The organism is Thermodesulfobacteriota bacterium (genome assembly GCA_040755095.1).
Classification (GTDB): Bacteria; Desulfobacterota; Desulfobulbia; order Desulfobulbales; family JBFMBH01; genus JBFMBH01.
Genome location: JBFMBH010000046.1, coordinates 1 through 13379 on the forward strand (window position 1 = coordinate 1; position 13379 = coordinate 13379).

Genomic DNA, 13379 nt, shown 5'->3' on the forward strand with positions numbered 1-13379 from the left:
GGCCGAGCAGCTCCAGCATGGAGGCGTAGAAGATGAGCGAGCCGCCGCGGGCGATGCCGGTCTCGACAATACAATCCGGCCGCACCTCCCAGATGATCTCCTGCAGGGCCATGAGGTCCTGGGGGATCTGGATCACCGGCCGGCCCAGCCAGGAGAAGTTGAAGCTGTAACGGGTGCGGACGATCTCCCGCTTGAAGGCCGCAGCGGCCTCCTGCAGGGCCGGATCGTCCCGGTCCGCCCTGGTCCTGGTGGCCCGCTCCTCAAAGAAGACCGCGGTGGGGTCCTTTTCCTGGTCGCTCATGGTGGCTCGGCTGCCTCACGGACGGGGATGGCCGCCTGGCAGGGCGGGCCCCGGGCCGGACAGGACCCGGTGCCAGCGCTCCAGATGCGGGTCTTCGGGAAAGAAGCTGTGGTAGTGGGCCGGGGTGCCCCGGGTGGCTGCCTGCCAACGGGGCGCGGCGGCGAGGCGGCGGATGGCCGCCCACGCGGTCTGGCGGTCGCCTGGGCTTGCGGCCGCCAGGGTGCTCGCGAACAGGTTACCGTGTACGCCCAGGGATTCCAAGTAGATCTGGGCCGGTGATGCGGCCGGGCCCTGGACAGCGCCTGGCCAGCAGCGCGGCCGCTTCGGCCAGGCCAGGGCCTCGCGGAAGATGGTCTCCCAGGCCTCTTGCATGCGCGGCAGGGAGTACCGCTCGGCCGCGGTGCGGCGGGCCTCGTCCCCCAGCTGCCGCCGCCAGTCGGGCCGGCGGCACAGATCGGCAATCGCCTGGGCGTACGCCTGGCCGCCGGCGGCCACGAGGCCGTCTACCCCGTGGTGCACGATCTGGCGCTCGGCCGGGTTGTCCAGGACCACCGGCGGCACCCCGGCGGCCATGGCCTCCCCCAGTGCCTGCTCGCAGGTGCCGTAGTGGTCCGGCGCCAGGGGATAGCCGAAGACGTCGAATCCCGCCAGCTGCGCGGCCACGTCGTCCACCGGGCCGAGGATCCGGAAGCGGTGGCCCAGGCCACGGTCCTCTGCCTGCTGACGAAGGAGGCCCTCCTCCGGCCCGCCGCAGACCACAAACCGGACCTCCGGCAGGTCGATCAGGCTGGAGATGGCCAGAAAATCCGGGTGCATCTTGCAGGGGCTCACCGTGCCGATGTAGCCGACCACGAAGCCCTCGTGGGGCTGCGGCGCCAGACCGGCCAGGTACTCCACCCCGCCCGTGGACCACACCAGCCGCAGCCGCCCTCGGGCCTGGTCGGGCAGGGCCTTAACCTCCGGCGCCGCCAGGCTCACCGGGCTGGTGCAGACGAAGAGATCGGGGTAGGCGAGGACCGCCGGGGAGAAGACGTTGGGCGGAAAGAGGCCGGAGATGTGGCTCCAGAGGAGGAGGCGCACGGGCGGCAGCGCCTCCCGGACCAGGAAGGCGAAGAGCAGGGGATGGTTCCACCAGTGCACCAGCACCAGGTCGGCCCCGCCCATGGCGCCGGCGATCGCCTGCGGCCGGGCGGCCAGCCGGTCGCGCAGGGCGACGGCCATGGCCTGGCAGGCTGCCGCGGCCCTGGGGTTGGCGTAGTCGAGGCAGACGACGGCATGCTCCCGGTCCCGGAGCCGTGCCTCTGCCTGCAGGTAGCGCAGGAGAACCGTGCCCACCCCGCCGCCCAGGTGGGGGGTGATGTGCAGAATGCGGAGCGTCATGCCAAGGACAGGATGGAGCCGGGAAAGCCCAGGGCCCGGGCCGCCTGCGCGATGGGGCCGGTGTGGGCCACGGCGGTGATGAGCAGGGTGGCCTCCGCCGCGGCCTGGCCCAGAACCTCGCTGCCGCCGATGGGCCGGCCGCCCAAGGTGCAGTGTCGCTGCTTGTGGGGGCTGGTGTCGATGAGCCCCTGGATGCGGCAGGCAGCCAGGCCGGCCGCCCAGAGGTAGAGCAGCTCCCGGCCAACGCCCCAGGCATAGACCGGCGTGCCCGCCCTGGCCAGCTCGGCCAGCATGGCGGTGTGCCGCTGGCGCCGGGCCTGCTGCTCATGGAGATACGCTGTCATCTTCTGCCGCAGCCGCCCGGGATCCGGCCAGCCGGCGGCGGCCGGATCCGCGGGGCCGGTGGCGCGCAGGACAGCGTAGAGGTTGGGCATGACCATGGTTGGGCTCATGACCGCGTGGGTGGTGTGGGCTGCAGCCAGCAGCGTAAAGCCGTGGCGGGCCCCCAGCCAGGCTATGGCGGTGGCGTCGAAATGCTGGATGTGCTCCCGGAGGAGCAGCCAGTAGAAGTCGAAAAACGGCTGCTCCTGGTAGGCTGCCGCGTCCGGTACGCCGAGGCAGAGGATGCCGCCCGGCCTGAGCACCCGTCTCGCCTCGGCCAGGGCCTGGCCCGGCGCCGCCAGGTGCTCCAGCACCTGCTCCAGGACCACCGCGTCCAAGGAGTGGTCCTCGAAAGGCAGGGCCTCGGCGCTGCCTGCCGCCACCGGGAAGGGGCAGACCTCCCGGGCCCGTTCCACATAGGCCTGGGTCATCTCCACCCCGGCCAGGTGGCGGAAGCCCTGGCCGGCCAAGTGCAGGAGAAAGCCGCCCAGGGCGCAGCCCACGTCCAGGAGCCGGTCGTCCGGCCGGACATGGGGCATGAGGGCTGCGGCCAGCTGCTGGTAGCGCTGCCGGGTGAGGGGATCGGCGCTGCCCGGCCGGTCGCCGCCGGTCGCGGCGGCCCCCAGGTTGCTGGCGGCATATTCTTGGTGGTAGTAGGCGGCCAGGCCTGCCAGCTCCCGGGCAGTCAGGGCGTTGAAGACATGGCCGCAGCGGCTGCAGGCATGGAGCCGCAGCTCCTGATAGAGGGTCGAGCCGTCGAGGTTGCCGCAGTCGAGCCGGAGGAGGCCCGGGCAGTCGGAGCCCTGGCACAACGGACAGGCGCTATCGGACAGGATCGTCATCGGGGCCGCCCGGCCTGAGCCCTGGCCGTCTCCAGGCGCTGGAGCAGGTCGGCGGCATGGGCATCGATATCGTCCGGCATGCAGTAGGACAGCTGGCCGCAGGCGGCGCAGATGGGGTGCTCGGCGCGCCTCTTCTGGAGATGGAGCCGGCGGTATTCGTAGAGCCGGTCGCCGTTCCAGATATCCACCAGGCTTTCGGTCGCCAGATCGCCGATGATGAGCTCATGGGACCAGTCGAGAAAACAGAGGCTGACCGTGCCATCAGTGTTGATGCTGAGGGAATAGAAGATGTAGGGGCAGACCGTGACCTCCCGGATCGCCTGGCCGTAGATGCCGCAATCAGGGTTGGGGGCCACGCCCTGCATCTGGAAGCCCGGCCAGCAGGGGGCGACGTGCTCGATGAATACCCGGTCGGCTATGTTGCCGAACACCTCGAAAAAGCGGCTTTTCTCCTCCTCGGCGAGATCGTCGCCGATGACCTTGATACAGATCAGACACTGCTGCCGGTGCTCGTAAAGATGGCGGATGTTGTCCACGAAGCGGTCGAAGTCCAGGGGATAGCGGCTGAACTCCTGGTAGGCCTCGGCGGACATGCCCTCCAGGGAGATGTGGATCCGGTCCAGGCCAGCGGCGATGAGCTCGAGGTTGCGCTCCGGATTGAGCAGGGAGGCGTTGGTGGTGGTGTCCACCTGCAGGGCACAACCGCTCTTTTTGGCATAGCGGACCATGTCCGCGAACCGGGGATGCAGGAGCGGCTCGCCGTCCTTGTACAGGCGCAGCACCTTGACCGGCGCCCCGAAGCCGGCCAGGTCGTCGACCACCTTCCGGTAGAGGTCGAAATCCATCAGCCCGGACGGCCGCCTGATGCTGCGGATCAGCTCCCGGTTGCCGGTGGGGCAGAACTTGCACTGGAAATTGCACAGGTCGCACGGGTCGAGGAAGACGAGAAACGGCACCGGGATCGGAATGACCGTCTCCAGCCGGGTGCGGTTCTCCAGCTCGATACGCGGCTTCACAGCAGCCTTCATCGGGGATCCTCCGGCATCCCGGCCCCGGCGGCCTGCACCGGGGCCGGGGCGGGTGGGGGGTGGCCGGGCAGCAGGCGCAAAAGAGCGTCGCAGTCGTCCAGGAGGGCCTGGTCCACAAACGAGTATACCTCGCAGCAGGCGCAGGCGGGAATCGTGCTGAAGTCCTGGAGGAGCAGGGCCCGGCGCCGGCCATTCAAGGCCTCCGAGGCGAGCACCTCGGCAAGCCCGCCGATCTGGCGGATGTTGGCCACCACGAGATCCTTCCGGGTATCGGCGCAGCACATGGAGATGTCGCCGTCGGCGTGCACCATGAGCAGATAGAACGGCTGCTCGCAGGGCGCCGGCCGGCGGAAAGGGCCGCCGTCGGTGAGGCGCTTCACCGAGTCCACCCAGTTGAAGATCACCCGGGCGGTGATGGTCACCTGGGGCAGGTCCTGGATCCGGGCCTGGTAGCGGTCCTGGATCCGGGCCGGCTCGCCGTTCAGGGGATCGTCGGCGCCCCGGGACTCGCTGCACAAGAGGGCCAGCCGGACCGGCAGCCGCTCCGAGCGGATGAGGTCGATGCAGCCGTCGATGTTGTCCAGCACCTGGTGGCAGCGATCGGCGCCTTTGACCGCCCGGTAGCGGTCCGGGGAAACAGCGTCCAGGCTGACCCGCACGGCGGTCAGGCCGGCCCGGGCGAGTGTTGCCAGCCGCGCCGGGGTGAGGAGCACGCCGTTGGTGACCAGGACGATCTCCTGGGCGATGGCTGCCTGGCTGGCCAGGGCGACCATGTCCGGCAGGGCGGGATTGAGGAGCGGCTCGCCGTTGCCGTGAAGATAAAGCACCCGGAGCGGCTCGCTGCCGCGGCATTTGTCCACGACCTCCCGGAAAAGTTGGAGGGTCATGGGACCGCGGGGCTTGGCCTGGCGGCCCTGGGCGTATCGGCCGGCAGCCAGCTCGCGGCTGTGCATGCCGCAAAAGACGCAGGCCAGGTTGCACTGGGGCGTGGCCTCGACGACCAGCACCCGGAGGGTGCAAGATGCCAGGGCCTGGTGGATGCTGGCCAGCCGTTCCCGGATGCGCTCCGGGTCGCAGCTGTCCGCCGGCAGGGGCTTGGGGGGCATAGGGGTCTTCCTTGGCCGCCGGCAACAGGCGGCCGGCTCACAGGGCGATGGGGCCTGGCCGGGGGCTTTCGGCACGCCCGGGCGAAAAGCGCATGGCGAGCCGCTGGCTGGCGGCGCTCGCCAGGGCGTCGAACCGCTCCTTGCAGGCCGCCAGCTCGTCTATGGTCATGGCATAGGGCTTGATGAAGAAGCGCATGGAAAAATAGCCCAGCCAGTCCATCTCCCACAGGGACGGCAGGTCCATCTCCATGAGGAACAGGTTGTCCCGCAGGCACTGCGCAAAGAGGGCGGTGCCCGGATACGGGGTCACCGGAAAGATCTGGAAGCCGTCCAGCTGGATCTCGTCCAGGAGCTGCACGGTCTCCTCCAGGGTGGCGGCGGTCTCCTCCGGCATGCCCATGATGAAAAAGCCCATGACCTGGATGTGCGGGTAGCGGCGCAGATTGTCCATGGCCCGGAAGATCCGCTCCCGGGGCAGGCCTTTGCGCATGATGTGGTTGCGGATGAAGTCCGAGCCGCTTTCGATGGCCAGGGTGATGCGGATGGCGCCCATGGCGGCCAGGGCGTCCACAGTCTCCCGGTCCAGGGTCCGGACATTGAGGCCATTGGGGGTCATGAACTGGAAGCGGAGCCCCCGGCGAAGCACCTCCTCGGCCAGGGTCAGGATCCGGGCCTTGTCGAAGGTGAAGTTGTCGTCCATGACGTAGAAGAAATGCTGGCCATGCTCCTCCATGAGGAGCTGGATTTCGTCGGCGACATGGATGGCGCTCCGGGCCCGGAACCGCGGTCCCATGACCAGCCACATGGAGCAGAACGGGCAGCGGTGCGGGCAGCTGCGGCTGGTGACCAGGGGCATGGCCATGGGCATGGGCAGCCCATGGGGGTTGTACCAGGCCGAGACGTCCCGCTGGTAGTCCGGGAAGCGGATGAGCCCGTAGTCCGGGGAGGGCAGGGCGTCGAGATCGGCGGCGAAACGGGTCTTGGGATGCACCACGATCTCGCCGTGGTCGCGGTAAGCGAAGCCGTCCGCGGGCAGCGGCGCCGCCCCGCCCGTGGCCAGGTGCGCCACCAGCTCCCGCAGCTGGGTCTCGCCCTCGCCGATGACGATGAAGTCGACCGCCGGGCAGTGGCGCAGGATCTCCGCCGGGAACAAGGTGGGATGGGTGCCGCCCAGCACCACCGGCGTGTCCGGGGCTGCGGCCTTGCACCACGCGGCCAGCTGGCGCACCCGGGGGAACTGGCCGGCAAAGGCGCAGGTGATGCCGATAAGCCCGGGGCGGGTCTCGGCGATGGCCTGATGCACGGCGCTGGCCAGCCGGTCCGCCGCCGTGTCGCCAGCGTGCTGCCAGGGCCGCTCCAGGTTGAGATCCAGCAGCCGGGCCGCAAAGCCGCTGGCCTTCAGGGTGCCGGCCAGGTAGAGGAGCGAGGTGGGCGGCAGGAAGTTTCTGGTCTGGCTGGAGTCCGCCAGCGGCGGGTTGATGAAGAGGACCGGGTCCAAGGGATCTCCTTATTGGGCGCGTCGCGGGTCGTGCCAGTCAGGGGGCCTCGACTTCCAGGGGGAGCAGCAGCTGTCCGGCCTCCCCCAAGGCCCAGGCGATGAGGTCGGAAGCCAGGACCACCAGCCGGAAGCCGGCCATGAGGGCAGCGGTGCTGCCCAGGGGCAGGGCCCCGTGCAAGATTCCGCCTGCCACCATCTCGAAGACGCCGAGGCCCTGGGGCGCGAAGATGGTGAGGTTGCCCACCGCCCAGGCAAAGAGGTAGGTGCCGGCCACCGCCAGAGGACCGTCCCCCAGGAGGCCCTCCCCGAAGGCCGACAGATAGGTCACGAAGGTGGCGCCGGCGCCGAGCCAGAACAGGCCCATGATCCCGGTGGCCTTGAGATACCGGGCCAGGGTGAGGCCACCGGTCTCCGGCATGAAGCGGTGCGCCAGGACCGGGATGAGGCCGAGGCCCAGGCCGCCGGCGGCCATGCCCAAGGCCCCAGCCAAGCCCCACCGAGAGCTGCCCAGCTGGACGAAAAGACAAAAGCCGCCGAGAAGCAGGGCCAGGGCCGGTGCCAGGCCGGTCTCCAGAAAGAAGAACAGGGCAAGGCGCCGGGGCTGCACCCCGAACTGGTGGTAGTCCGCGGCCCGGCCCACCGTGTGCCAGATGCCGCCGGGAAGGTAGCGCGCCGGCAGGCGCCGGACATGGATGGTCCAGGCCCGGCGGAAGCTCACCGGCACGTCGGCTGCGGCCAGCACGGTCCGGGAGAAGAGCGGGGCCAGAAACTGCAGGCAGCTCCAGATGGCGACCGCCAGGGCCAGCCGGCCGATCCGGGCGCCGGCGGCCAGCTCCTCCAGGCTGGCTCGGCTCCGCCACACGGTCACGGCAATGAAGACCAGGGCCAGGGGGGTGAAGATCCTCTGCGCCCAGGCCAGAGCACGTCGCGGCCAGCCGGTCATGGCTGAGGCGCTGCCGCCCGCAGGCGGCTGGCGGTCTCCCTCCTGCCGGTCAGGTAGCGCAGCGGCAGGGCGGTGACGAGGCTGAGGCCGATGAGCGCCTTGTCCATCCAGGGCAGCCGGGCCCGCCAGAGCACCCGCAACAGCTCCCGGGGCAGGGCCAACAGGGGAAAATAACGGCTGGCATCCGCGCCGGCGGGGTCGAATTGCCGGCTCCGGTAGCGGTCCATGCGCTCGGCATGGGACTCGGCGGCCCGGATGGCCCGGCGCCAACAGACCGCCTGGGTGGCGTGGAGAAAATCGCCCTTCAAGACCAGCTCCGAAAGGAGGATGAGGTCCGCCCCGGGGCAGCGGGCAAAGCCGGGCACCTCTTGGAGGTAGGCCATGCGCATGAGGCCCAGGACCGGGTGGACATTGCCGAACAGCACCGTCAGGTAGCGCCCGACGACGTCCATGCCGCGGGTGTCGGTCCAGCCGTACTCCTTGGCAAGAGGTGCGCCCTGGGCATCGATCCAGGCGGAGGTGGCGAAGGCCAGGGCTGCCTGGGGATGGCTTTCCAGGAGCGCCACCATCTCGCCCAGGAGATTCTTGGACCACAGGTCGTGGCCGGAGGCCCACATGTAGTACTGGCCGGTGGCCAGGGAGTAGACCTGGATGAAGTTGGCGGCCACGCCCCGGTTCTCGGGAAAGCCTACCACCCGGACGCGTGGGTCCCGGGCTGCGGCCTGCTCGGCGATGGCCCGGGTGCCGTCCGTGGAGCCGTTGTCCGAGAGGATGATCTCGAAGTGCGGATAGTCCTGGGCCAGGAGGGCGGCCAGAGACTCCTCCAGGAATCTCGCCTCATTGTACACGGGCATGCCGATGGAGACCAGAGGGGGGGGCGCAGGGGTCAGGCTGCCACGGTTGTCGGTTGACTCCGCGAGCATTCTCCCTCCGTCCGGTCGAAGCGCATCTGGGAGATCTGCTCCGAGACGAGGCCGATCATGAAGATGGTGACGGCGGAGGTGAGGAGCAGGGCGCTCATGTTGGTGAACCGGTGCTCGGTGATGAAGGTGTAGCCGTAATACAGCACGCCGGTGCAGAAGAAGAAGAGGCTCGTCGGCATGAAGACCCGGAAGGGTGAGTAGAGGGTGGCGATGCGGGTGATGATCAGGAGGAACCGGATCCCATCTTCCAGCAGGCGGATTTTGCTCTTGCCCCGGCGGGGTCGGGTGCGGATCGGCACGTAGCACAGGCTGCGGCCGGAGCGCAAGTAGGCCAGGGTCAGGGTGGAGGGGTAGGAGAAGGTGTTGGGCAGAAGGTACAGAAAATTCCTGGCCGTCTCCCGCCGCACCAGCCGGAAGCCGGAGGTGAGATCCTGGACCTTGAACCGGGTCACGTAGGAGGCAAAGCCGTTGTAGATGGCGTTGGCCAGGTCCCGGTGCCAGGCGGTCTCGGACTGGGCGGTGCGGGCCCCCACCACCATGTCGTAGCGCTCTTTTTCGGCCAGCAGCCGGCCAATGTCGGCGGGATCGTGCTGGCCGTCGGCATCCATCATCAGCACCCAGTCGCCGGCGGCGCAGCGCAGGCCGGTCTTGATGGCAGCACCGTTGCCCATGTTGTAGGGATGGGGCCAGACGTGGGCGCCGGCCTCGAAGGCCTTCGCCATGGTGCGGTCGGTGGAGGCGTCGTCCACCACCAGCACCTCGAACTGGGGATACCGGGCGCGGATGGCCGTGACCGTCTCGCCAATACTGGCCTCTTCGTTGTACGCTGGCAGAAGAACAGTGACCTCGGGTCGGGATGGCGGCTCGGTCATGGCTGTTGTCGTCTCGCTGGGGGTCGGGAATGGGGTGAGGCTGTCAGGCCCGTTCCAGCCGGCCGAAGAGGCTGGCCAGCCGGAGACGCCAGACGATCCACAGGGCCTCGGCGATGATCCGCCGGGACATCTTGGTGGCGCCCCGGTGCCGGTCGGCGAAGATGATGGGGACCTCCCGGAGGCGAAGCCCTTTGCGCCAGCAGCGGTAGGCCATCTCGATCTGGAAGGCGTAGCCCTCCGAGACCACCTGGTCCAAGGCGATGGCCTCCAGAGTGCGGCGGCGGTAGCAGCGGAAGCCGCTGGTGGCGTCGTGCACCGGCATGCCGGTCACGAGCCGGGTGTAGAGGTTGGCGGTGTAGCTCAGGAGAAGCCGGTGCATGGGCCAGTGCACGACATTGACGCCAAAGCTGTACCGGGAGCCGATGGCCAGATCGCAGTCCTGGATCGCGGCCAGAAGATCCGGCAGATACCGGGGATGGTGGGACAGGTCCGCGTCCATCTCGAAGACCACGTCGTAGCCCGCCGCCACGGCCTGGCGGAAGCCGGCCAGATAGGCGGTGCCCAGGCCCAGCTTCCGGGGCCGGTGCAGCACCTGGATCCGGGCGTTGTCCCCGGCCAGGCGGTCCGCCAGCTGGCCGGTGCCGTCCGGGCTGTTGTCATCCACGAACAGGATGTCCAGCCGCCGGTCCACGGCCAGGACCTCGGCCGCCAACTCGGCGATGTTGTCCCGCTCGTTGTAGGTCGGGACGATGACGAGTCCTTTTTGGATGTCCATGGCAGCTTGAAGCGGCATCCCTCGGTAACAACTTGATAATAAAAACAATCCTTCTGGAGGATAGTTGAGGCCCGCCATGTCTGTCAAAGGGAAATCGGTCGCCAGCCCTGATCCGTGGCCGGCCTGGATGGCCTGGCTGCCGGCCGGCCTCGGTCTCCTGGCGGCCGTGGTCTATCTGGGCACCACCGGCTCCCGGCTCGGCGGCGCCGACTCGGCGGAGCTTATAGGCGCCAGTGTCAACCTCGGGGTGGCCCACCCGCCGGGCTACCCTTTGTGGGTCACCCTCTCCTGGCTTTTTGCCCGCCTCCTGCCGGCCGCCAACGTCGTCTTCGTCTACAACCTGTTCTCCACCGGCTGCTTTCTGGCGGCCCTGGTCTGCCTCCACCGGGGCCTGGCCCGGCTGGGCCTGCATCCGTTGGCCGTCTTCACCCTGGGCGTCTGCTACGTCCTGTCGCCCCTCAATCTCCGCTGGCTGACCGTGGCCGAGGTCTTTGGCCTGCATCTGCTGCTGGCTGCAGCCGGGGTTCTGGTCAGCTGCCGGCTGTTGACCGGCTCGGCGCTCCTGCCCGGCGCCTGGTGGCTGGGCCTCGTCGCCGGGCTGGGGGCAGCCAACCATCACAGCCTGGCCTTCCTCGTGCCCGGCTTTCTGGCCGCCTGGCTGGCGGCCTGGCGCCGGCAGCCGGAGCGCCGGCTGCTGCTGCCGGCCGGCGGCCTTTTTGCCGGTGGGCTGGCGGTGGGGCTCGCCTTCTACCTGCAGCCGGTTCTGGCCAGCCTGCAGCCGGGAGGACCGGTGAGCTGCCTGGGCCTGGCGGTCCACTCGGCGGCCGACTTGGCGGACCTCTTCCTGCGGCGGCTCTACGGCACCTTCCAGCTGGCCTCCCAGGGGGATGCCAGCCTGGCGGCCTGGTTCTGGCCAAGGCTCTATCTCCTGGAAGGACTGGCCAGCGGCCAGGGCCTGACCCCGGCGGCGGGGCTGCTGGCTGTTGTCTTCCCGGCTGCGGCCCTCTGGCGCCGCCGGGCTGTGGATCTGGTGGTGGCGCTGTGGCTGGCCGGGGTCTTTATCTTCATGGCCATGGTCAATGCCCCGGCCACCGAGCTGGTGCGCCAGGAGATCATCCCCCGCATGTACCTGATGCCCAACCTGGTGGCCGCCATCGCTGCCCTCTTGGCCCTGGACACCGGATTTGCGGCCTTGACCAGGCGGGATCCCCGGCTGCCCGCTCTGGTCGCCGTGGCCCTCCTCGGCCTGTGGGCTGCCAGCTGGCAGGGGCGGGAGACCCTGGGGCGCCAGGGCCTGGATGTCGAGCTGCAGCACGGCCGGGATGCCCTGATGAGCTGCGCCCCCCAGGGGGTGCTCTTCCTGGCCACGGACAGCGAGGCCTTTGCCGTCTGCTTCCTCCAGCAGGTGGAGGGGATGCGCTCGGACGTGCTGCCGGTGATCTGGCCGATGGCCAGGAGCGGTCCTTACCGGGACCGGGTGGCGGTGCGGCTGCGCGCCCGGCTGGCGGCGGTGGGGGGCGAGGAGCTGGTAGCCAGCCTGCCGGCGGCGATGAGCACTGCCGCCCTGGTGGCGGCCCTGGTCCAGGCGGGGGTGCCGGTGCACACCCTCGGTGAGCCGCTGCCGGTGCCGGAGGCCTTCTCGGAGGACAGCGGCCTGGCCCCTGTGGCCACGGGCATCTGCCTGCGCTGGCTGCCCATCAGCGAGATCCCGACCCGGGGGGCAATGCTGCAGGCCAACGCCGGGCACCTGGCCGGCTACCTCGCCTGGCTGCGGCTGACGGACCTGGCCGCTGCCGGTCCGACGGACAGCTCCATCCTGCAGCAATACCTGCGGCGGCTCCGTTATCTGCGCCGGGAGCAGGGCCTGCATCCGGAGCTGGTCCTGGGGGGGGATCTCTTCCGGGATCTCTGCCTGTTCCTGGCCGCCCAGGATCCCGCGGATGTGCTTTCCGACTACTACCTGGGATTGTCGTTCTTCCGCCATCGCCGGGACGCCAGTCGGGCCGCCTGGCACCTGGGCCGCTTCTTGGAGGCGGCGCCGCACAGCGAGTCCTTCCGGGCCCTGCGGGAGCATGCGCAGGCGATCATGAGCCAGCTGGCACCGCTGCCGGCAGCGGACTGAGCGTCGCGGCCGGCGGTCGATCCCCCTGGCCGCCGGCCTGGGAGCTCAGGTGCTCCAGCCGCTCCCAGTCGGGGTGGCCCGGGTACAGATCCAGGAGATGGGCCGCAGTGGCGGCGGCGCGTTTCGTATCCCCCAGGGCCTGGCAGGTATCCACCGCGGCTTCCAGGAAGGGCGGAAAGCCCTCCCGCCGCGGCAAGGCCGCCGCGATGACCGCCTGAGCCGCCTGGGGCTGGCCGGCGGCCAGATGCCAGCGCGCCAGCACCAGCGGCGGCCATGGCGAGTCCGGGTCCAGGCGGGTGGCCAGGGAGAGGAGGGAGGGCACCACCGGCCGCAAAGGCCGGTAGCGGGCCATGATGAAGCGGCTTGTGCCCACCAGGCTTCGGCCCAGCCGGGAGCGGACACTGCCCGGCGGCTCGCCGGCGCTCAGCTCCCGAGCCTTCTCGTTGGCGGCGGCAAGGGCATCCAGCTCGGCGGCGACCGCGGTGGCCTCCTCATGCCCTGGCTCGTGCACCAGGACCTTGGCCAGATAGCGGCGGGCGGTGGGGTATTCCCGCAAGCCCGCCAAGTCCCGCGCCACGCGCACCAGGGGCTCGAATTCCTCCCCCGTCAGGCTGAGCTGCCGCCGTCCCTCCTCGGTTTGGCCCGCCGCCCGGTACAGCTGCTCCAGGACCACCAGGAGGTAGACCTCCCTGGGGTCCTGGCGCAGCCCGGCCAGAAAGGCCCGGCGGGCCTCGACAAAGCGGTCGGTCCGCAGCAGGGCGTGGCCCAGGTTGAGCAGCAGCCGGGGCAGACCGGCGGCGTTGGCGCCCGGCGGCATCTCGGCGAGGAGCGTGGTCCCCCGCTCGATGGCTCCCTGGTAGTCCTGCCGGCGCAGATGCTCCACCAGGATGTTGTTGCCCGCCTTGAGGTAATCCTCGTAGCCGGGGCGGCCCAGGGCGATGGCCTTCTCCAGGATCCGGACCGCCTCCTCGGGTTGTCCGGAGTTGAGGAGGGCGATGCCGTAGTTGATGAGGGCCCGGGGCTTGGCCGGCGACTTCCGGGCCGCATCGCCATAGATGGCCAGGGAGCTGCGCCAGTCGTGGTTGCGCCAGGTGGTGCCGAGACACGACAGGCTGAACAGGATGGTCAGCCCCAGAAAGGCCAGGGTCAGCTGCCGCTCGGTGGGCTGGGACAGCGCCCTGGCCAGCAGCCGGTCTGCCACCGCGAAG

General features: G+C 69.8%; 12 protein-coding genes. 1 reads left to right on the forward strand and 11 read right to left on the reverse strand.

Annotated elements, in window-relative coordinates:
• The 10 genes from AB1634_08880 to AB1634_08925 form a co-directional block, all read right to left on the reverse strand.
• Nucleotides 1-301, reverse strand: a 301-nt coding sequence (locus AB1634_08880) for a CmcI family methyltransferase (protein MEW6219629.1), incomplete at its 3' end; no start/stop codon positions are given.
• Between the two features lie 15 nt (nucleotides 302-316).
• Nucleotides 317-1681, reverse strand: coding sequence for a glycosyltransferase family 4 protein (locus AB1634_08885; protein MEW6219630.1), 1365 nt, complete (start codon nucleotides 1679-1681; stop codon nucleotides 317-319).
• Nucleotides 1678-2904 (reverse strand): class I SAM-dependent methyltransferase, encoded by a 1227-nt coding sequence (locus tag AB1634_08890; protein MEW6219631.1) that lies wholly within the window; start codon nucleotides 2902-2904, stop codon nucleotides 1678-1680. The genes AB1634_08885 and AB1634_08890 overlap by 4 nt, the downstream gene beginning before the upstream one ends.
• Complete coding sequence (locus AB1634_08895; GenBank protein ID MEW6219632.1) at nucleotides 2901-3932, reverse strand: radical SAM/SPASM domain-containing protein; 1032 nt, start codon at nucleotides 3930-3932, stop codon at nucleotides 2901-2903. Before AB1634_08895 ends, AB1634_08890 begins: the two co-directional genes overlap by 4 nt.
• Nucleotides 3929-5038, reverse strand: a complete 1110-nt coding sequence (locus AB1634_08900; protein MEW6219633.1) for a radical SAM protein — start codon at nucleotides 5036-5038, stop codon at nucleotides 3929-3931. Before AB1634_08900 ends, AB1634_08895 begins: the two co-directional genes overlap by 4 nt.
• 37 nt (nucleotides 5039-5075) lie before the next feature.
• Nucleotides 5076-6536, reverse strand: coding sequence for a radical SAM protein (locus AB1634_08905; protein ID MEW6219634.1), 1461 nt, complete (start codon nucleotides 6534-6536; stop codon nucleotides 5076-5078).
• A 37-nt stretch (nucleotides 6537-6573) separates the two neighbouring features.
• On the reverse strand, nucleotides 6574-7479 hold the full coding sequence (locus tag AB1634_08910) for a hypothetical protein (GenBank protein ID MEW6219635.1): 906 nt from the start codon (nucleotides 7477-7479) through the stop codon (nucleotides 6574-6576).
• Nucleotides 7476-8402, reverse strand: a complete 927-nt coding sequence (locus AB1634_08915; protein MEW6219636.1) for a glycosyltransferase family 2 protein — start codon at nucleotides 8400-8402, stop codon at nucleotides 7476-7478. The genes AB1634_08910 and AB1634_08915 overlap by 4 nt, the downstream gene beginning before the upstream one ends.
• On the reverse strand, nucleotides 8366-9274 hold the full coding sequence (locus AB1634_08920) for a glycosyltransferase family 2 protein (GenBank protein MEW6219637.1): 909 nt from the start codon (nucleotides 9272-9274) through the stop codon (nucleotides 8366-8368). The genes AB1634_08915 and AB1634_08920 overlap by 37 nt, the downstream gene beginning before the upstream one ends.
• Before the next feature lie 43 nt (nucleotides 9275-9317).
• Nucleotides 9318-10049, reverse strand: coding sequence for a polyprenol monophosphomannose synthase (locus AB1634_08925; GenBank protein MEW6219638.1), 732 nt, complete (start codon nucleotides 10047-10049; stop codon nucleotides 9318-9320).
• A 76-nt stretch (nucleotides 10050-10125) separates the two neighbouring features.
• Between AB1634_08925 and AB1634_08930 the strand changes: the two genes are divergently transcribed.
• Nucleotides 10126-12171, forward strand: a complete 2046-nt coding sequence (locus tag AB1634_08930; protein MEW6219639.1) for a DUF2723 domain-containing protein — start codon at nucleotides 10126-10128, stop codon at nucleotides 12169-12171.
• Here the strand turns inward: AB1634_08930 and AB1634_08935 are convergent.
• On the reverse strand, nucleotides 12134-13379 hold a 1246-nt coding region (locus AB1634_08935), incomplete at its 5' end, for a tetratricopeptide repeat protein (protein ID MEW6219640.1). The two genes, AB1634_08930 and AB1634_08935, sit on opposite strands and share 38 nt — an antisense overlap.